This window comes from Streptomyces geranii (genome assembly GCF_002954775.1).
GTDB classification, from domain to species: Bacteria; Actinomycetota; Actinomycetes; order Streptomycetales; family Streptomycetaceae; genus Streptomyces; species Streptomyces geranii.
Genome location: NZ_PJME01000003.1, coordinates 182,682 through 202,829, shown reverse-complemented (window position 1 = coordinate 202,829; position 20,148 = coordinate 182,682). Strand labels below are relative to the sequence as shown.

Annotated in this window: 9 protein-coding genes and 1 pseudogene; 2 read left to right on the top strand and 8 right to left on the bottom strand. The window is 71.7% G+C overall.

Annotated elements, in window-relative coordinates:
* Window positions 1–3: 3 nt before the first annotated feature.
* The 5 genes from CW359_RS05895 to CW359_RS05875 form a co-directional block, all read right to left on the bottom strand.
* A complete protein-coding gene (locus CW359_RS05895; RefSeq protein WP_105968683.1) occupies window positions 4–393 on the bottom strand; it encodes a hypothetical protein in 390 nt (129 codons plus the stop codon).
* Window positions 394–405: 12 nt separating this feature from the next.
* Window positions 406–3,690, bottom strand: coding sequence for a GH92 family glycosyl hydrolase (locus CW359_RS05890; protein WP_105968682.1), 3,285 nt, complete (start codon window positions 3,688–3,690; stop codon window positions 406–408).
* A 245-nt stretch (window positions 3,691–3,935) separates the two neighbouring features.
* Window positions 3,936–5,036 (bottom strand): lytic polysaccharide monooxygenase auxiliary activity family 9 protein, encoded by a 1,101-nt coding sequence (locus CW359_RS05885; protein WP_198655104.1) that lies wholly within the window; start codon window positions 5,034–5,036, stop codon window positions 3,936–3,938.
* A 318-nt stretch (window positions 5,037–5,354) separates the two neighbouring features.
* The gene (locus CW359_RS05880; protein ID WP_105968681.1) at window positions 5,355–6,866 is read right to left on the bottom strand and encodes a sensor histidine kinase; all 1,512 of its coding nucleotides are present in this window, start codon (window positions 6,864–6,866) and stop codon (window positions 5,355–5,357) included.
* Complete coding sequence (locus CW359_RS05875; protein ID WP_105968680.1) at window positions 6,863–7,588, bottom strand: response regulator transcription factor; 726 nt, start codon at window positions 7,586–7,588, stop codon at window positions 6,863–6,865. The genes CW359_RS05880 and CW359_RS05875 overlap by 4 nt, the downstream gene beginning before the upstream one ends.
* 242 nt (window positions 7,589–7,830) lie before the next feature.
* Here CW359_RS05875 and CW359_RS05870 point away from each other — a divergent pair, with 242 nt between their 5' ends.
* Together CW359_RS05870 and CW359_RS05865 are read left to right on the top strand one after the other, a co-directional pair.
* A complete protein-coding gene (locus CW359_RS05870) occupies window positions 7,831–11,511 on the top strand; it encodes a S8 family peptidase (protein ID WP_105968679.1) in 3,681 nt (1,226 codons plus the stop codon).
* Window positions 11,512–11,595: 84 nt separating this feature from the next.
* Window positions 11,596–12,597, top strand: a complete 1,002-nt coding sequence (locus CW359_RS05865; protein WP_105968678.1) for a helix-turn-helix transcriptional regulator — start codon at window positions 11,596–11,598, stop codon at window positions 12,595–12,597.
* Window positions 12,598–12,683: 86 nt separating this feature from the next.
* Here CW359_RS05865 and acnA read toward each other — a convergent pair whose 3' ends face one another.
* The 3 genes and pseudogenes from acnA to CW359_RS05850 all read right to left on the bottom strand — a co-directional run.
* Window positions 12,684–15,398, bottom strand: coding sequence for an aconitate hydratase AcnA (gene acnA, locus CW359_RS05860; RefSeq protein WP_105968677.1), 2,715 nt, complete (start codon window positions 15,396–15,398; stop codon window positions 12,684–12,686).
* Between the two features lie 261 nt (window positions 15,399–15,659).
* Complete coding sequence (locus tag CW359_RS05855; RefSeq protein WP_105968676.1) at window positions 15,660–18,407, bottom strand: DUF6493 family protein; 2,748 nt, start codon at window positions 18,405–18,407, stop codon at window positions 15,660–15,662.
* Between the two features lie 218 nt (window positions 18,408–18,625).
* Window positions 18,626–20,053: pseudogene (locus tag CW359_RS05850) on the bottom strand (SWIM zinc finger family protein); the annotation flags it as partial.
* Between the last annotated feature and the right edge of the window lie 95 nt (window positions 20,054–20,148).

The window sequence follows — 20,148 nt, the reverse complement described above, 5'->3', positions numbered from 1 at the left end:
CGGTCAGCGCTCGGGGAAGTGGGCGGGGAGGCGGGGCAGTAATCGGCGCAGGGCCTCCGCGTGTTGGTGGACGCGCTTGAGCAGGGAGCGGCGGTTGTGGACCGTGCTGGGGACATCCTGGGGCGGGCCGCAGCCGGCGGCTGTGTAGAGGTCGTCCAGGTACGCACCCCACCCTCGGGTGCCGTCCGGCGCGATCGGGCTCAGGCGCGTCCACACGCAGTGCTCAGGCCGTCTCAGATGGCAGCAGAGGCGCACTTCCAGGTCGACGCGGCAGTACGTCAGCCCGAGGTCGTGGTCCTCCGGCTCGGCGAAGCCCTCGGTCTCGACGAGGAACGCGAAGGCGATGCGTGCCTCGGACCTGAACTCCGCGGGGAGGTTCGGTCGTTGCCCCATCCATCGATGGTGTCAGCCGACGGCGAGGGTGAAAACATGCACGTCGGCATTGGCCGGGAGACGTACGCTCGCGATGCTCCGGCCCACCGGAGCCGTGAACGGCCGGGTCGCGAAGACGTACGTCGGGACCGGGTCGCGGCCAGCTCCCGAGACGTTCCGGTACGCCGCCCTGGCCACGACCTCGTTGCCGTACTGGACCGTCCCCGTGCCGCCGCCGACGGTCCAGTCGGTGAGGGCGAGGTCGGTCGTGTCCGTGGTGCCGTCGGTGTACGTGACCGTCGCCGTCGTCTGCTGGTTGCCGAAGACTCCGCTGCCGATGAACGACAACCGGGTTGCCGGGGAGGCCAGTTGGATCGTCTGGGCCGACGCCGACGCGTTGTCCGGGCGGCCCGGCGGTGAGGTCGGCCAGGTGAAGGTCAGGCCGGTCGGGAGGGTCCCCCGGGTTCCCGGGGTCAGGCCCTCCGCTGCCAGGGCCTGGCGGGAGTAGCTCCAGCCGCCGCCGTCGTAGTCGGCCTCGGTGTGGTCGCCGGTGTCGTCGGAGGTGCCCGTGTTGTTGTAGGCGGCGAGGAGGGAGCCCGGGGCGGCCACCGTGAGGGCGATCGGCTGCTCGTACGCCGTGTTGTCCGTCGAGGTGACCTTGATCCTCGCCTCGTGGAAGCCCTGGGTGGCGTCCGGTGACGCGGTCAGCGTGACCTGGCGGCGGCCGTCGACCACCCTCCCTGCGGCGGGCGTTGCCGTCACCCCCGGCGGTGTCTCCACCTCGAAGCGCACCTCCGGGGCCGTGTCGCCCTCGCCCGTCAGGGACAGTGCGCGGATGTCCACCGCCGCGCCGCCTCCCGGTGCGAGCGTCGCTGCCGTCGGGCCCACGCCGATCTGGTACGGCTGCTCGCCCGAGCGGAAGGACGGCGGGGCGTCGGACGGGGCCGAGCCCCAGGTGGGGTGCGGGGTGGCGGCCAGGGTGTAGTCCAGGGTGCCGCCGTGCCGGACGAAGGACGCCGGGAGCCAAGGGCGGCTGCTCGCACGGCCGTTGACCCGCAGGGAGACGACGTACGGGGACTCCGCCGCCGCTCCCTCCGCCCGGATCGAGATGTCGTTGCCGTACGGGCGGCTGATCTCGATCCTCGGGAACAGGGGTGAGGCCAGGACCAGTTCGGCCCGGGACGGCACCTGGGGGTACATGCCGAGGGCGGCGAAGACGTACCAGGAGGACATCGCGCCCAGGTCGTCGTTGCCGGGGATGCCGCCGGGGCGGGTCGACCAGAGGGTCGTCATCGCCGCGCGGACCGTCTCCTGCGTTTTGTGCGGGGCGCCCGCGTAGGCGTACAGGTAGGGGACGTTGACCGAGGGCTCGTTGTCCAGCTCGGACTTCTCGCCGCCGCTGCCGGTGAGGGCCCAGCCGCCGTCGGCGCGGTGGAAGAAGGCGTCCAGGCGGTCACGTGCCTCGGCGGGGCCGCCCATCGCCGCGAACAGGCCCGCCGGGTTGTGCGGGACCATCCAGGTGTACTGGGCCGCCGTACCCTCGACGAAGCCCCTGCCGGTGGCCGGGGTGAAGCCGGGGGCCCAACTGCCGTCCGCCCTGCGGTCGGCGATGTAGCCGCCGGTGGCGTGGGCCGCGATGTCGAAGTTGTTCTGCCACCACTGGGCGCGGCCCATGAACTCGGCCGCTGTCCTCTTCTGCCCTGCCGCTGAGGCCAGTTGGGACAGGGCGAAGTCCGCGCCCGACATCTCCAGGGTTTCCGCCGCGCCTGCCCAGGCGTTGGACACCGACGGCATGTAGTGGTGGGCCAAGTACTTGTCCAGGGAGGGGCGTTGGCCCACCGCCAGGACCGGTCTGCCCGCCGGGGACAGGTCTCGCGGTGTCGGCACCGTCGCTGCCCGGGTCAGCGAGGGCAGCGCGCCGCGCAGGTCGAAGCGGGTGCCGCCGAAGGCCCGGATACCGGCGAGGGTGGCGGGCGACGGGTCGCCGTTCATGACGTGGGTGCCGCTCGCGCCGTGCAGCCAGCGGTCCCACAAGCCGCCGTTCTGGCGGGCGAGTTCGTACAGGGACTGGGCGATGTCCGAGCCGGTGTCGGGGTTCAGGAGGGTGAGCAGCTGGACCTGGGAGCGGTAGACGTCCCAGCCGGAGAAGGTGCCGTACTGGTGGTCGTGGCCCGGCCGGACCGTGTGGACCCGGTCGTCGGCGCCCCGGTAGCGGCGGTCGGCGTCGCTGATGACGTTCGGGTGGAGGAGGGAGTGGTAGAGGGCCGTGTAGAAAGTGGTGCGGTCCGCTTCCGTGCCGCCGCCGACCCTGATCGCGGCCAGCCTTTCCCGCCAGGCGAGTTGGGCCGCCGACCTCACCGACGTGAAGGTCCGGGTCGGCGGGTTCTCGGCGGCCAGGTTGGCCTCGGCGCCCGCCCGACTGACGTACGAGATACCGACCTTGACGCCCACCGGACCGGCGCCGGGCTCGAACTCGACGTATCCGCCCGCCCCTTTGCCCGCCACCGGACGGCCGTTGTCGGCGGTGAAGCCGCCCGTGCCGCCGGACGTGGACGTCGTGCCCGGGCTCAGGCGGTCGTCCTGCCAGGTGCCCGTCGACCTGAAGGCGCGGTCGAAGCGGGCCGTGAAGTGGAGGGTGTAGTACGGGCGTCGGCCCTCCGGGTCGAGGTGGCCGCAGAAGTTGCCGGAGGTGACCGAGCCCGAGACCGTGCGGGTGGCGGGGTCGATCGTGACCGTCGAATCCGTGGAGCCCACCTCGGAGTTGGCGGTGCGGATCAGCATCGAGGCCGGTCTGTCCGCCGGGTAGGTGAAGCGGGCGGAGCCGGTGCGGGCGGTTGCCGTGAGGTCGGCCGTCACCCCGGACGCCAGGCCCACCCGGTAGTGGCCCGGTTCGGCCGTCTCGTCGGCGTGGCTGAAGTCGGCGGCGTACACCGCGTCCCGGGTGTCGCTCGCCGGGGAGGACGTGACCTCACCGGCGTACGGGAAGAAGGGGATGTCGCCGCTGCCGCCCGCGCAGCCCGTGCCGGACATGTGGGTGAGGCTGAAGCCCCGGACGCGGGTGGCGTCGTAGTGGTAGCCGCCGGGGGCCGCGGTGCGGGTGGCGTCGCCCCGGGTGTTCTCGGGGCTCCAGGAAAGCATGCCGAAGGGGACGACCGCGCCCGGGAAGACGTCGCCGCCGTTGCTGGTGCCGATCAGCGGGTCGACGTACGGGGTGGGGTCCTGGACCAGCGGGACACCCACGGGCGCTGCCGGTGCCGGTGTGGGGGTGCCGAGGGCCAGGGCGGCGGCGAGCAGCAGGGACGTAGGGCGGACACGCATGGCGCCAGCGGTACCACGGGGGGCGCGTGCCCCTGCGCCGACGCGCGCGCCAACCGGGTTGACGGTGTTGTCCATTGGGGCGATAGAGTGATGTTTAGACCACTGGACAACGTTGTCCCGGCCAGTCGGTCGCACCCCGAGAGCTGCTCCACCCGGGCCTCATCCCCCGTGCGGGCCCGGCTCGCGGACCCGGTGGGTATCGACCACCGGGTCCGCCCTGAGCAGTCCCGCTCCCGGGTCCGGTACTAACCGACCCGACAGGGCAGGGTCGTCGCCGTATCACCTCCGGAGCCCTGGACGACGTAGCCGAAGGTCGCGCTTCTGCCCGGATCGAGCGAGCCGTTCCAGTTGGCGTTGTGGACCATCACCGCCTGGCCGTTGTAGGTCGCGTTGCCGTTCCAGAGGCTGTCGATCTTCTGGCCGGCCGGGAGGGTCCAGTCGACCATCCAGCCGAGCATCGGGACGGTGCCGGAGTTGGTGACGGTGACCTCGGACTGGTAGCCGCCGGTCCAACTGCCCGTCGTACGGCGGCTCGCGGTGCACGCGCCGGGCGGGGGCTCGGTGGGCGGGTTGCCCGGGTCCTTGATGCCGGTGACCTCGCCGTTGCCGCCGTCGAAGACGACGTCGGAGCAGGAGTAGAAGGTCTCCGCGCTGTCGGAGCGCTGCCACACCATGTAGATGAGGTGACGGCCGGACTTGTTCGCCGGAAGCCGCCCGCTCCAGGAGTAGTTGGCCTCGACGTTGCCCGGGGTGCCGTTGAGCGGCGGGTGGTCGACGCTCAGGAAGGGCTGGGACTCGATGGCGTCCCAGGTGAGCGTCTTGGTCGGGTCGAAGCCGTCCTTGGTGATGTAGACGTAGAACCAACCCGGGTGCGCCGCCCACGCGTTGTACGAGAAGTCGACGGTGGCGCCCGAGGTGAGGTGGGTCAACGGCCAGTCGGCGCTGGGGGTGTTGAACCCGGTGAAGTTGGTGTTGCCGCCGCTGCACAGCTGACCGTCCGGGACGAAGCCGCGGGTGCGGCCGGCGCCGTCCGAGCGGAGCACCGAGAACCAGTTGTAGAACGGCGTTGTACCGCTGACCTGTTGGGCCGTCTTGCAGGCCGGGTTGATCGCCTTGATCTCACCGGTGTCGGTGAGGGCGTCCTGCCAGCACAGGAAGGTGCGGCTGCCGGGTTTCATCGGGGTGCCGTGCGCCTCCGCGTCACCGCCCGAGGTGACGACCAGGCCGAGGGCCGGGATCGCGGTGAGCAGGGCGAGGAGGACGAGGAGGAAGGCTCTGCCCCGGGTGGGGAGGGGCAGGCGGGGTGGGGTGCGGGAGGAGGGTGGGGACGATGATGTCAGGGCCATGTCATGATCTCCTTCAGTCGTACGCGGTGCGCCGTACGTCGTGCGGTACGTACGGAACGTGCGGGTGAAGGGACGCACCCGGCATGGGGTGCGCGGAATGTGCGGTGCGAGGTGTGCGTGGGGGGTGGTGGGGTGGGAGCGGTTCCCGCTTACGGGTTCCGGTCCGCTCGGTGTGGGAGCGCTCCCACCTCACTCCCTCTCGAAGCTAGCGCCGTGCGGTGCCGTTGTAAACGGCTGACGCACGAGAGCCGCACCCTGATGGGTGCGGCTCTCGTCATGACAGAAAACCGTTCGGTTCAATGAGGCTCCTCTCGGCCGTCATTGACGACTGTGCGGGCTGTACCTGAGGGAAAACTGAAGAGCGGGCACCGCCGTCGGCCGCACGCTGGGCAGGTCGATGGTGAACTCCGTGTGCCCCGGGACGCTTTCGACGTCGATGCGGCCCCCGTGCGCCGTCACGATCGCCGTGACGATGGCGAGGCCGAGGCCCGAGCCGCCGTCCCGGGGGTCGGTGCGGGAGCGGGAGACGTCGGCCCGGGTGAAGCGTTCGAAGACCGACGGGAGCAGGTGCGGCGGGATGCCGGGGCCGTCGTCGCGGACGCGGACCACGCAGCGCTCGCCGACCGTCTCGACCGAGGCCACCACCGTCGTACCGGCGGGGGTGTGCACGCGGGCGTTGGCGAGCAGGTTGGCCAGCACCTGGTGCAGCCGGGCCTCGTCGCCCGCGACCAGGGCCGGGGAGTCGACGAGCAGGGCGAGCTGCCAGTTGTGGTTCGCGCCGGCCGCCCGCGCGTCCCACACCGCCTCGGCGACCACCGCCGCGAGGTCCACCTCGGCCGACTGCAGGGGCCGTCCCTCGTCGAGCCGGGCGAGCAGCAGCAGGTCCTCGACCAGGCCCGTCATCCGCGCCGACTCCGCCGACACCCGCCGCCAGGCCATCGCGGGCTCGATCCGCTGCGTACCCCGGTTCATGAGTTCGGCGTATCCGGCGATCGAGGCGAGCGGGGTACGGAGTTCATGGCTGGCGTCGGCCAGGAAGCGCCGCATGCGTTCCTCGCCGGCCTGGCGTTCGGCGAGGGACGACTCGACGTGGTCGATCATCTTGTTGAGGGCGGCGCCGACCTGTCCTGCCTCGCTCTCGGGGTCGGTGTCGCGTTCCGGGACGCGGGTGAGGCCGACGACCGCGCCCCGGCCCAGCGGTGCCCGCGAGACCTCGACGGCGGTGGCGGCGACCCGGCCCAGGGGCCGCAGTTGACGTCGTATGACGACCGCGCAGAGGCAGCCCGCGATCGTCAGTCCGACCGCCGCCACCACGGCCTCGACGACGACCAGGCCCCGGATCATGTTCTGGACGTCGTCCATCGGCAGCCCGGTCAGCACCCGGACCCCGCGGTCGCCGTGGCCGCCGATCGCCGTGATCCGGTAGGTGCCGAGGCCCGGCACGGTACGGGTGTGCATGGTGCCGTCGGCCCTGATGCCGGAGAGCGCCGCCCGCTGGACGGGGGTCAGGTCCCGGGGCGCCGCGTCCTGGGCGACGACCTGGGCGGTGAGCAGGGAGCCGTCGGCGCCGAGCCGGGCGGCCAGGGTTCCGGCGGGCTGGCCGCTCTCGTTGAGGAAGCCGAGGTTGGTGTCCTGCTCCGGGTGGAGCCGCGCGCCGCCCTGGCTGCGCGCGACGGCGTTGGCGACGCGGTCGTCGAGGCTGCCCAGCAGGTACCTCTCCTGGGCGTAGATCGTGGTGACCGCCATGGCGCCGCACACGACGGCCAGGGTGACCCCGATGAAGAACAGCAGCCGGGTCCGCAGTGAGCGCCCGCGCAGTCGTACGGTCATCTCCCGTCCTCCCCCGCCCTGATGGCGTACCCGAGTCCGCGCACGGTGTGGATCATCGGGGCCCGGCCCTTGTCGATCTTGCGGCGCAGACTGGAGATGTAGACCTCGACGAGGTTGTCGCCGCTGTCGAAGCCGCTGGTCCAGACGTGGTCGAGGATCTGGCTCTTGCTCAGCACCTGGCGTGGATGGCCCATCAGCAGGCTGAGCAGGTCGAACTCCTTGGCGGTGAGCTGGACGGGCGTGCCGTCGCGGTGCACCTCGCGGGTCTCCTCGGTGACGACGAGGTCGCCGAGGACGCGTACGGAGTCGTCGGTGCGGGTCTGTTCGGCGCCGCAGCGGCGGAGCAGTCCGCGCAGCCGCAGGACGACCTCCTCCAGGGAGAACGGCTTGGTGACGTAGTCGTCGGCGCCCGCCTCCAGTCCGTCGAGCCGGTGTTCGAGGGCGTCGCGGGCGGTGAGCATGAGCACGGGGAGCCGGGGGCTCTCGTAGCGCAGTCTGCGCAGCACCTGGAGGCCGTCGAGGTCGGGCAGCATGCCGTCGAGGACGACGGCGTGCGGAGCCGAGGAGCGGGCGACGCGCAGCGCGCTCTCGCCGTCGAGGGCCGGGTAGGGCCGCCAGCCCGCCTCGGTGACGGCGACGCAGAGCAGTTCCGTGAGCGCCGGTTCGTCGTCGACGATCAGCACCCGGACATGACCGCAGCGAACCCCAGAAGTGCCAGACATGTCCTGATCGTGTCCCGGTTTCCTGGGGGAATCCTGTGTTCAAGCTGGGCGACGGCCGTGGGACGGCCGCCCGGGGGCCTCGGACGAGGTCAACTGCCTTGACCGAAGGCGGCATTGGCACTCCCCGGCCACACGAATCCCTTGAGCCCCATTCCGTGCGGCGCCCACTCTGATCACTGGCTTCCGCTCACCAGGCCGGAAGCGTTCTCAGAGTTCGAGCGTTCAGGGGAGGACCTCCACCCATGCGAAGACTCCATGCCCTCTGGGCCGTGGCAGGCGCGGCCGGGCTGGTCGCGGGCGCGATCACGCCCGCGGCGGCCGGCCCGGTGTCTCCGGTCACCACCACCCCCAAGGGCCCCGGCACAGCCGCCACTTCGGCGCAGACCGTCACCCTCATCACCGGCGACATCGTTTCCCTCAGCGCGGGGGCGGACGGCAGAAGCGCCGTCGACGTCCGGCGCGGCCAGGGCCGCGAGGCGGCCACCTTCCTGTCCAGCGAGAAGAACGGCGAGGTCAGCGTCCTGCCGACGGACGCGATCCCGCTGATCCAGGCGGGCCGCCTCGACCCGGCCCTGTTCAACGTCACCCAGCTGGTCGAGCAGGGCTACTCGGACGCGAGGACCGGCGCCACTCCCGTCATCGCCACCTACAGCAGGGGCGGTTCGACCCCCGAGGGCGCGCGCCGGACGCTCGCGCTGCCCGGGATCGACGGCGCAGCGCTGAGCGCGAGGAAGACCAGCGCCTTCTGGACGGACATCGCCCCGGCCCTCGGCACCGAGCCCACCGCGAAGGCCGCGAAGCAGCTCGGCGAGGGCATCGACAAGCTCTGGCTGGACGCCCAGGTGACGGCGTCCCTGGATGTGAGCGTGCCGCAGATCGGCGCACCCGAGGTGTGGAAGTCGGGCTACGACGGCAAGGGCGTCAAGATCGCGGTCCTGGACACGGGCGTGGACACCGGGCACCCGGACCTCGCGGGGAAGATCGCGGAGTCGACGAGCTTCGTACCGGACCAGGCGGTGCAGGACGGCCACGGTCACGGTACGCATGTGGCGTCCACGATCGTCGGTTCGGGCGCGGCCTCGGACGGCCGGCTCAAGGGGGTTGCCCCGGGCGCGGAGCTGCTGGTCGGCAAGGTGCTGGGCAACGACGGCCGGGGGCAGTCCTCCTGGATCATCGCGGGCATGGAGTGGGCGGCGCACTCGGGCGCGCGGATCGTCTCGATGTCGTTGGGCGGTACGGCGACCGGCGCGTCCGACGTGCTCAGTGAGACCGTCGACGAGCTGTCCGCGTCCACCGGCACGCTGTTCGTGATCGCGTCGGGCAACGCGGGCCCCTCCGAGCAGACCGTGGGCACTCCGGGCATCGCCGACTCGGCGCTGACGGTCGGCGCGGTCGACAAGTCCGACAAGCTGGCGCCGTTCTCCAGCCGTGGCCCGCGCCCCGGTGACTTCGCGGCCAAGCCGGAGATCACCGCGCCGGGGGTGGCCATCACGGCGGCCCGCGCCGCCGGCACCAGCATGCCCGGCGGCACGCCCGTCGACGACTACTACACGGCGGCGAGCGGTACGTCGATGGCGACCCCGCATGTCGCGGGCGCGGCGGCGCTGGTCGCGCAGGCTCATCCGGACTGGACGGGCGAGCAGCTCAAGCAGTCCCTGGCCAGCACGGCGAGGACCAACGACGTCAACTCCGTGTTCGAGCAGGGCGACGGCCGGGTGGACGCCGTACGGGCGGTCGGGCAGGGCGTGTTCGGGACCTCGGCGCTGAGCTTCGGCGAGTTCCAGGACGGTGACTCCGGCGTCGTCGGCAAGGACGTCACGTACACCAACACCACCGACCAGGCGGTGGAGTTGACGATCTCGTCCTCCCTCGCCGCAGCCGCGCCGGGCGTCGGCACGGTGACCGTTCCCGCCAAGGGCACGGCGACGGTCCCGGTCACGGTCGACCCGGCGGCGCAGGCCGACGGCCGGTACACGGGCCACATCACGGCGACCGGCGCAGGCGTCCGGGTGACCACGGGCGTCGGCTTCGAGAAGGCCCCGAAGACCTACGACCTCAAGGTCTCCCTGCTGGGCCGGGACGGCAAGGCGCCCACCGGCGGCTCGATCTACACGCTGATGGAGCTGAACAACGGCATCCCCGACGAGTACGGCTTCCTCGGCACCGGCTGGACCTGGCAGGTCCCGGCGGGTACGTACGCCATCTCGACCTGGATCCCGGACCGGGACGCGGGCGGCGTGGCCGTCGGCACCTCGGTCGTCACCAGCCCCGAGATCAAGGTGGGCGCGGACACGGCGGTCGTCCTCGACGCCCGCAAGGCGGTGGAGATCAAGCCGGAGACCAGGCAGAACTCCGAGTTCCAGGGCTTCAGCACCAGTGTGCACCGCGAGGGGGCGGCCAACAGCTGGGGCCTCACCTACAGCCAGGGCTTCTGGACCGACCACGTCTATGTGTCGCCGACCGAGCAGGTCACCGAGGGTTCCCTGGAGTTCTCCGCCAAATTCCGGCTGTACGAGCAGGAGTTGACGGCGAGCGTCACGAGCCCGGCGAAGACGGAGCTGTCCTCGCTCTACCACTCCCAGACCTACAACGGCTTCCCGCTGAAGATCAGCGGCACCCATCAGGTCCGCGCGGTGGACGCGGGCGCCGGCACCGAGGCCGACTTCGCGGGCCTCGACGTCAAGGGCAAGGTCGCGGTGGTCAGGGTCGGCGCCACGGACCGCGCACAGAGCGCTCTGGACAACGCGACCAAGGCAGGCGCGGGTTACCTCATCGTGTACCGCGACAACCCCGGCTTCTGGATCGAGGCCGTGGACCGCGCGACCACCGTCCCGGTCATGATCGCCACCGGCGAGGAGGGCGCCAAGCTCACCGGCCTGCTGAAGACCGGCAAGAAGGTCACGCTCAAGCTGAGCGGCACACCGGTCAGTCCGTACGTCTACAACGTGCTCGTCGCGCAGAGCGGTTCCATCGCCGCCGACCAGACGTACAGCCTGGACAAGTCCAACACCGTGAAGCGGCACGCCCGTTACTACGGGGCGACGGCCGACGAGACCGGCGCGGACGCCCTGTACACCTTCCGCCCCTGGCAGCTCTTCGGCATCGAGAGCAGCAAGTACCTGCAGCTGGGCACGGAACGCGACGAGTACTACTACGTCGACCCCGACACCCGTACCTGGCACACCGTCTACCCCAACTGGAACACCTTCAGGGGCCAGTGGAGCCCGCTGCGGACCTTCGACAAGGCGGGCACGGAGAAGAAGACCGAGAACTGGCTGCGTCAGGTCATCCGCCCGGGGACGAGTGAGGAGTACGGCCTGTCCGAGCGCACCGGCGACAAACTCACCATGTCGGTGGCGGAGTTGACCGACTCCACGCCGGGTCACTACGGATACATCAACGGCACCGACAGCACCGCGAAAGGCAAGCTCTACGCGGACGGGCAGCTGGTCGGCGACTCGACGTTCGGCGGGTACGGCGTGTTCGACGTCCCGGCGGGCAAGGCCTCGTACCGCTTCGACCTGGATGTGCAGCGCCGGGCGGAGTGGGCCAAGTACTCCACGTCCACGCACACCGAGTGGACCTTCGACTCGGCGCACACCGACACCGGGACGGCCCTGCCGGTCCTCACCGTCGGGATCGCCCCGAAGGGCCTCGACCTGCTCAACCGGGCCGAGCGCAAGCAGGAGTTGGCGGTCGCGCTGCCGGTCTCCGACCAGCTGGGAAGCGTCAAGGCCCGCAGCCTGAAGGCCTGGGTGTCCTTCGACGACGGCACCACCTGGAAGGAAGTGCGGGTCAAGAGCGGCGAGGTCCGGTTCAAGGCCGCGAAGGGCGCCGAGTCGGTGTCCCTGCGGGTGCGGGCCACCGACCGGGCCGGCAACGGCATCGACCAGACGGTGCTGAGGGCGTTCGGTCTGAAGTAGCCACGGAAATAAGGGGGTTGCTACCGAAGTAACTCCCGTCGCCAGTGCCTCGCTCTTAACAAGGATCCTCTAGCGTGCCGTGGCATGGTTAACACGGCATATGACACTGCGGGGCGGACCCCTGCCGCGAGCCCCTGGGCCGCGGTGGGGGTCTCCGCCTTCGACGAGCTGGTGTACCAGTCGGTCCTCCATCAGCCCGACGCGGGCGCGGCCGGCTGGGCACTGCTGACCGGCGCCTCCCCGGGCCGGGTCCGCGAGTCCTGCAACCGGCTGCTCGCGCTCGGACTGCTGCAACCGCCGGACTCCATGGGCGGGTTACGCGCGGTCGACCCGAGGGTGGCGATCCGCGCGCTGATCCGGCAGCGCGAGACGGAGTCCGAGCTGCTCGCCGCCAACGCCGAGGAGATGGCCGCCTCGTACGAGGCGGGCCTGCTGCGGGAGGAGCCGTCCCGGCTGGTCGAGGTGGTCTCCGGGGAGGGCGCCAACGCGGCCCGGCTGGAAGAGCTGTACGCGCGCGCCGAGCACGAAGTGTGCGTCTTCGACACTCCCCCGTATCTGGCCCCGCGCACCCCGCAGTTGGACCTGCAGTCCGATCTGCTCCGCCGGGGCATCGTCTACCGCACGGTGTACGCGGCGACCGCCCTGGAGGACCCCGACGTCCTCTACCACGCCTGGAAGATGGTCGAACTCGGCGAACAGGCCCGGGTGTTGCCCTCGGTGCCGGTCAAGTTGCTGGTGGTCGACGGGCGCCGGGCGATGCTTCCGCTGACCGCGTCCGAGGCGGGCGGCTACTGCGCGGTGGTCGTCCGGCACTCGGCGGTGACGGAGGCGCTGCAGAAGCTGTTCGACCTGGCCTGGCAGCAGGCGACCCCGCTGGGCCAGGGCACCGGAGAGGGTGAACTCTCCGAGGGCGAGCGGACGTTGACCCGGTTGCTGGCGGCCGGGATGAAGGACGAGGCGGTGGCCCGCCATCTCGGGGTGAGCCTGAGGACCCTGCGGCGCCGGGTGAGCGAGCTGCAGGAACGGCTGGGGGCGGCGAGCCGGTTCCAGCTGGGGGTGCGGGCGGCGCAACGGGGCTGGGTGTAGCGGGTGTAGGGGTACGAGCACACGCGAAGGGCCGCACCCCCCGTTTCCTACCCGGGTGGTGCGGCCCGACTGCCGTACCGGAGCGCCTACTTGGTGATCAGGCTGCGCAGCACGTACTGCAGGATGCCGCCGTTGCGGTAGTAGTCGGCCTCGCCGGGGGTGTCGATGCGGACGACCGCGTCGAACTCCACACCGGTGTCGGTGCTGACCTTGACCGTGGCGGGGGTGGTGCCCTCGTTCAGCTCCGTGATGCCGGTGACGGAGAAGGTCTCCTCGCCGGTCAGCCCGAGGGACTCGGCGGACTGGCCCGCCGGGTACTGCAGCGGGATGACACCCATGCCGATGAGGTTCGAGCGGTGGATGCGCTCGTACGATTCTGCGACGACGGCCTTGACGCCGAGGAGCGCGGTGCCCTTGGCGGCCCAGTCGCGGGACGAGCCGGAGCCGTACTCCTTGCCGGCCAGGACGACCAGCGGGATGCCCTGCTCGATGTAGTTGCGCGAGGCGTCGTAGATGAAGGAGACCGGGCCGCCGTCGACGGTGAAGTCGCGGGTGTAGCCGCCCTCGGTGCCCGGCGCGACCTGGTTGCGCAGGCGGATGTTGGCGAACGTACCGCGGATCATGACCTCGTGGTTGCCGCGGCGGGAACCGTACGAGTTGAAGTCGCGGCGCTCGACGCCGTGTTCGGTGAGGTACTGGCCGGCCGGGGTGTCGGCCTTGATGGAGCTGGCCGGGGAGATGTGGTCGGTGGTGACCGAGTCGCCGAGCTTGGCGAGGACGCGGGCGCCGGCGATGTCCGAGACCGGGGTGGTCTCCATCGTCATGCCCTCGAAGTACGGGGGCTTGCGGACGTAGGTCGACTCCGCGTCCCACTCGAAGGTGTTGCCGCTCGGGATCGGCAGCGCCTGCCACTGGGCGTCGCCCGCGAAGACGTCCCTGTAGGACTTGCTGAACATGTCCTCGCCGATGGCGTTCGCCACGACGTCGTTGACCTCGGCCTCGGAGGGCCAGATGTCGGCCAGGAAGACCGGCTTGCCCTCCTGGTCCGTGCCCAGCGCGTCACGCGTGATGTCGACCTTCATCGAACCGGCGAGGGCGTACGCGACGACCAGCGGCGGGGACGCCAGGTAGTTCATCTTGACGTCCGGGTTGATCCGGCCCTCGAAGTTGCGGTTGCCGGAGAGCACCGAGGTCACGGCCAGGTCGTGGTCGTTGACGGCCTTGGAGACCTCCTCGGGCAGCGGGCCCGAGTTGCCGATGCAGGTGGTGCAGCCGTAGCCGACGAGGTTGAAGCCGACCTTGTCGAGGTAGGGGGTGAGCCCCGCCTTGTCGAAGTAGTCGGTGACGACCTTGGAGCCGGGCGCGAGGGTGGTCTTGACCCAGGGCTTGCGGGTGAGCCCCTTCTCCACGGCCTTCTTCGCGACGAGCGCGGCGGCGACCATGACGTAGGGGTTCGAGGTGTTGGTGCAGGAGGTGATGGCCGCGACCGTCACCGCGCCGTGGTCGATCTCGTAGGTCGAGCCGTCGGCGGCGGTCACGGTGACCGGGTTGGTCGGCACGCCGTTGGAGGCGGCCGGGGAGTCGGAGGCCGGGAAGGACTCCTTGCCCGCCTCGTCGTCGTCGGCGACGTAGTTGCGTACGTCGGACTTGAACTGCTCGGCGGCGTTCGCGAGGACGATACGGTCCTGCGGGCGCTTCGGACCGGCGATCGACGGGACGACCGTCGACAGGTCCAGCTCCAGCTTCTCGGAGAAGTCGGGCTCGGCGGCCGGGTCCAGCCAGAGGCCCTGCGCCTTGGCGTACGCCTCGACGAGCGCGAGCTGCTGGGCGTCGCGGCCGGTCAGCTTCAGGTACTTGATGGTCTCGTCGTCGATCGGGAAGATCGCCGCTGTGGAGCCGAACTCCGGCGACATGTTGCCGATGGTGGCGCGGTTCGCGAGGGAGGTGGCGGCCACGCCCTCGCCGTAGAACTCGACGAACTTGCCGACGACACCGTGCTTGCGGAGCATCTCGGTGATGGTCAGCACGAGGTCGGTGGCGGTGGTGCCGGGGGTCAGCTCACCGGTGAGCTTGAAGCCGACGACGCGCGGGATGAGCATCGAGACGGGCTGGCCCAGCATCGCGGCCTCGGCCTCGATACCGCCGACGCCCCAGCCGAGCACACCGAGGCCGTTGACCATGGTGGTGTGGGAGTCGGTGCCGACCAGGGTGTCGGGGTACGCCTGCCCGTTACGGACCATGACGGTCCGCGCGAGGTGCTCGATGTTGACCTGGTGGACGATGCCGGTGCCGGGCGGGACGACCTTGAACTCGTCGAACGCGGTCTGGCCCCAGCGCAGGAACTGGTAGCGCTCGCGGTTGCGGCCGTACTCCAGCTCGACGTTCTGCGCGAACGCCTCGTGGGTGCCGAACTTGTCGGCGATGACGGAGTGGTCGATGACCAGCTCGGCGGGAGCGAGCGGGTTGATCTTCGCCGGGTCGCCGCCCAGCTCCTTCACGGCCTCGCGCATGGTGGCGAGGTCGACGACACAGGGCACACCCGTGAAGTCCTGCATGATCACGCGGGCCGGCGTGAACTGGATCTCCTGGCTGGGCTGCGCCTGCGAGTCCCAGCCGCCGAGGGCCCGGATGTGGTCGGCGGTGATGTTCGCGCCGTCCTCGGTACGGAGCAGGTTCTCCAGCAGCACCTTCAGGCTGTACGGAAGGCGAGCCGAGCCTTCCACCTTGTCCAGCCGGAAGATCTCGTACGACTCGTCGCCCACGCTGAGCGTGCTACGGGCGTCGAAGCTGTTCGCCGACACGACAGTCTCCTTCATTGATGTGCGCGTTCCACCGCATCCTGCCGCCACGCCTGCTTGGCCGATCCGCTAAGGTAAGGCTAAGTTAGGTAAGCCTTACCGCTGGACCGGCAGTGGAGTGGGCCGCGGTACGCCCGGCAGATATCTCGATGTCGAGATAACTCTAGTACATGGGTGGCGGATGGTCATGCCCGGCCGCGGTGTGATGTGGCCGACCGTGCCCCGGCCATCCGCCTCGCCCTGCCCTTCGCGGGGTCCGGCCGCTCAGCCCAGTACGTCGCGCAGCAGCCGCGCGTTCTTCACCACCTGGCTCGATCCGGTGCGGGCGGCGGCCGTCGTGACCTCGGGTATCCCGCCCTTCGCCGCGCTGCGGGAGGCGCAGTCGACGCCGAGGGCGAGCAGCGCTCCGGTGCCCCGGACCACGGGGTCGCGCAGCAGCGGGGGCAGGGCGGCTTCGAGCACCGACCAGATCGTGGCGTACGCGCCTGTCTCGGCCGCCGTCCGCAGGGAGGCCGTGACCCGGTTCGCCTCGATCCACTTGGCGCGCAGCAGGTCGGCGAGCTGCCGGCCGAGCAGACCGGTGTCCAGCTGTCCCCGCCCGGCGAGCACGAGGAGCGCGTCCACCGCCGCGTCGCGCTCGCCCTGCTGGTCGTAGGTGAGGGTGTACGCCACGGCCAGGTGCAGGGCGAATCCCGCCGGGCCGCCGGACTCCGCGGCGAACGGCAGGGCGTGGGCCCAGCCGCGCATGGAGACGCGGTATCTGAAGTAGTCGCGGGCCAGGACGAGTTCGCGGTGGTGGGGCAGCTGGGCGAGCCAGAAGGGGACCATCGGGTCGTACAGACCGTCGTTGCGGTACGGCCCGATCAGGGTCTCGGCGGCCGGGAGCAGTGGGGGTCCGGGGACCGGGTCGGGGTGGAGGTGGCTCACCAGGTCCGTCGGGTGCCGGCCCGGCCGGGTGTCGTCCTCGTGGCCGGTGTCCGGGTGCGGCAGGCCGCCCTCGCTCAGCCAGTGGGCGAGCCGCCGACCGGCGTCGGAGTCCAGCCGCCCGGCCGCGTCCAGCACCTTCGCGTCGGCGGTCGGGGTGACGCGCAGGAGCGCCTGGGCGAGGTCGACCGGGGCGGGTGCGATGCCGAGCCCGTCGAGCACCGAGAGCCGCCGGACGAGTACGGCGGCGTCCAGCGCGCCCGTGGCGTCGGTCGGGACGGCCAGCAGGAAGGGCTGGGCATCGGCCTCGACGATGGCGATCGCCTCGGCCAGCCGCGCCCTCAGCAGTTCCCCGGCCGGGGAGGAGTGACCCGCCCTGAAACGGGAGTCGAAGTGGCGCTGCCTAGGCTCGTCGCGGCGCAGCGCCCTGGCCACGTCGTACACGTCGGACTGGGTGAAGTCCACGGCGTCGCGGGGCTCCTTGCGCATGACCGGCCGCAGCGCCCGCTCCAGCTCGACCCGGTCGAGGTGGGCGTGCCTGACCAGTCCGTCCAGGACCCGCTCGAAGGTCACCACGTCCTTGGGGTTCGCGACGACGGCCGCCAGCTCCTCGGCGACCTCGGCGGCGGTCTCGATGGGCCCGGGGACGGGGCGCGGTTCGGGCGGGGCGGGCAGCAGGTCGGCGTACTGATCGGTGAGCGGGTCGGTGAACCGGTCCGGCTCGTCCGCGAGTTGCCCGGGGGCGGTGCCGAGGAGTTCGGCTGCGCGGGGTGCGAGGGCGGGGTTGATCCGGGCGGCTGCGGCGCGCAGTTCGGGCAGGACGGAGTCGCCCGCCGCCGCCAGGTGCCGGGCGATCACGTCGAGGGCGCGCTCCTGGAGGTCGACGTCCCGGTGGTCGAGGGCCGTCGCCGTGTCGAGGACGGTCCGGGCGGCGCGCGCGGGGTCCTTGCGGGCGGCCCGGTCGAGACGGGTGAGCTGGGCGCGGACCAGCTTCTTCTCCGGGCGGAGCAGGACGCGTTCGCACATCTCGGTGAGTACGTCGGGCTCCAGCAGCCCCGCCTCGTCGAGGCCGAGGAGGACCTCCTGGGCGTAGGCGGCCACCGGTGACGACAGGTCGAGCAGCGCGACCTGGTCCCGGAGGGCGGGCACGTTCTCGGCCGGGGTGAGGGCGAGGGCGCGCAGATACGCGAGGTGCGGGGCGGTGTCCGCGCGGGTGCCGTCCTGGAGCAGCCGGGCGACCAACGGCTCGGCGAGCGCGAGGCGTTCACGGGACACGGAGGCGTGTTCCGCCGGGCTGAGGGCGAGCTGGGTCAGCGTGAGCGCGGCGTCCCAGCCCCAGCCCGCGTCACCGGCCAGGTCGGCGAAGACACGCCGGATCAGCGCGGCACGGTCGACCAGACCCTCCCTGGCCAGGCTGATGAACACGCCCAGCCGGGTGTCCTCCATGACGTACGGCAGGCCTCTTCTGGTGGACATGTGGTGGAGCGAGTTCGAGCGGAGGTACACGCCCGGCCGCTCCGGCACCAGCGGGAGGAGGAGCGGCGACAGGGCGTCGGCGCGCAGCCGCGCCAGGAAGGTGGCGCCCGGCGGGGAACCGCCGCGCAGGTGCGCGGGCCGCTCCCAGGTGCTGTCGCGCCAGCGCAGCCAGCTGTCGATGAACCCGTCGGTGATCGGGACGGGACAGCCCGTGTCGTGGACGAGGTGCTCAACGAGGTCGGACCTGATGGCTTTGCCCGGCACCGACCGTTCGGCGAGCCGCGCGGCCAACTCGGCCCGCCAGGCGAGGGGTTGGAGATTCACGACGTCGAGCATCCAGGCACCGCCGAGGGGCAGCACGACCGTGTTCGAGCCGTTCTCCGGCCGCAGGATCCACTCGGCCGCGCCGTCCGGGTCGGTACGGCAGCCGAGTTCGGCGGCGAGCTGGGCGGCCTTCTGGTCCTCGGGGACGTGATACCAGGCGACCCGCATCGGCGCCCGCCGGGCCTCCAGGGCGTCGGCCTGCGCGGCGCGTTCGGCCGGGGTCAGGGTGGCGAGTTCCCGGAGGACTTCCTCGACGTCACCGGATCCCGCGAGGTGGAACAGGTTCATCGGGCGGTCTCCGAAGGGGTTGGGGGTGCTGGGGGCGGGGGCGGTGATGTGGCTGGGGGTGAGGGCTGGGGCGGTGTTGTGGCCGGCGGTGAGGGTGGTGTTGCGGCCCGGGGCGGGGCTGGGGCTGCCGCTTCCCCAGCGGCTCCCGCCGGCCGGTCCGGCACCGTGCCATGCGCCGCGTCACTCACCGCGCCCCGCGCCACGCCATCCACCAGGCCCCGCGCCACGCCGTCAACCGCGCCCCGCTCCACTCCCCCCACCAGCCCCCGCGCCACGCCATCAACCGTGCCCCGCACGATGCCCACCGCGAGCACGTGCTTGCAGGGGCCGCGTCCGCCCCGGTACTTCGCCCACCAGAAGCACGTGCAGCTCAGGCGGCCCGACTCGTCGTCCGTGCGGACCACGTGGGCCTCGTCGCCCTTTCCGACGCGGGCCAGCGGGCCGTCGAGGTGCACCGCGCCGTCCGCGACCAGCGTCCGGGCGCCGCGCAGACGGGGGTTGCGGGTCTCGGCGGCGCCCGCGCGGTAGGGCAGGTGGCGGTGGAAGTACGCCTGCTCGGCGAGGTCGTAGCCGATCTGGCCGGAGGTACCCAGCATCGTCAGCGCCGCGCGCACACGCGTGGCCGGCAGAGCGGTCTGCGTCGACAACTCGGTGACGTCTATGCGTGGCTCCCAGGCCAGCAGCTCCGCGACCCGTTCCGCGTCCTCGGTCACCTGTCCGGTGGCGAGGTCGTTCAGGACTCCGCCCTCGCCGGAGAAGCCGCGTGCGGCGCTCTGGGAGAGCATCAACGTCAGCCGCATGCCCGGCAGTTCGACCTCCCAGGCGACGGCGGCGGCACCGTCCCCGGCGTCCCCGGTGTGCGGGGCGGTCGGCGCGTACACCCGTACGGTCGTCGCGTGCCGCAGGACCGTACGGAGGGTCAGCAGGCGCTCGGGCCCGGGGAGGCACACGGCTCCCGGTGAGGGCCTGGTCGTGGGGCGCAGGGTGCGGCCCGCGGGGACCACCCAGCGGGTCGTACGGCCGTCGGACCGCTGGGTGGGCCGGGGCAGCGCCCGCAGCAGGGAGGCCGCCTCCGCGGCGGGCACCTCGGCCCGGAGGGCGAAGTCCGCGGCGAGCACCTGGGCCTCGGCGAAGCCGCGCAGCCAGCGCTCCGGGAGCGGGACCTTCTTCTCCACGAACTCGCCGTCGAAGGTGCTGACCGTCAACTCCTCGGGCCCGACGGCCAGATGGAGGGGGTCGAGCCCGCCGAGCCCGGCCAGCGCCCGCCGCAGGGGCGGGTTGACGTCCACGTTCGTCGTGCCGTGGCCGACGTCGTCGCCGTCGAGGCCGGGTGCGAGGACGTCGAGGCGCGCGTACACACCGCAGCAGCCGGAGAAGGACTCCAGTCGCAGCCGGTCGCCGTCGGCCGTCACCACCGGATCGAGCGAGGCGTTGCCGCTCGGCCGGTAGTAGCGGGCGGCGGCCACGTCGGCGACCGCGAGCAGCGCTGTCGCGGCGACGGCCGGGGCGGTCAGGAACCCGCTGAAGAACCGGGGGTTGGCCGCCTCCCCGGCCGGGGTGGCACCACCGGAGGTCTCCAGCGCGAGGGTGCGCCCGGCCGTGGACTCGCGCACGGCCGAGGGTCGTAAGTAGGAGTAGGTCTGCATGAGTCGGGTCACACGCACACGCTACGGCCGGCCACTGACATCGCCCCGGACAGCCGTACAAAGCGGAAAGCGGTCATCACCGCGACGATCCGGGG